The sequence below is a fragment of the Halomonas sp. ND22Bw genome (assembly GCF_003011945.1).
Taxonomy (GTDB): Bacteria; Pseudomonadota; Gammaproteobacteria; order Pseudomonadales; family Halomonadaceae; genus Halomonas; species Halomonas halophila.
The window spans coordinates 1-255 of record NZ_PXWD01001296.1 but is presented as its reverse complement, the minus strand read 5'-3'; the positions used below and the strand labels follow the sequence as shown (position 1 = coordinate 255).

Sequence of the window (255 nt, the reverse complement as noted above, 5' to 3'; positions counted from 1 at the left end):
GCGACCAGGCCCCACCACGTGTCGATGGCAAAGCCCTTGAGCGTCGCGGCCACGGGCGGCACGCCGGGCAGGGCGCTGCTGGGCTGCGCGGTCGTCACGGCGATGGCCTTGAGCTTGCCCGATCGGATGTTCGGCGCGGCGGTGGCGAGGTTGTCGAAGTTGAAGTCGACCTGGCCCGACAGCAGCGCGAGCTGCGCCGGGTTGCCGCCGTTGTAGGGGATGTGCACCGCGAAGATGCCGGCCTGCTGCTTGAAC

Annotated in this window: 1 protein-coding gene; it reads right to left on the bottom strand. The window is 70.2% G+C overall.

Annotated elements, in window-relative coordinates:
• On the bottom strand, positions 1–255 hold a 255-nt coding region (locus tag CVH10_RS22365; protein WP_369335974.1), incomplete at both ends, for a tripartite tricarboxylate transporter substrate-binding protein.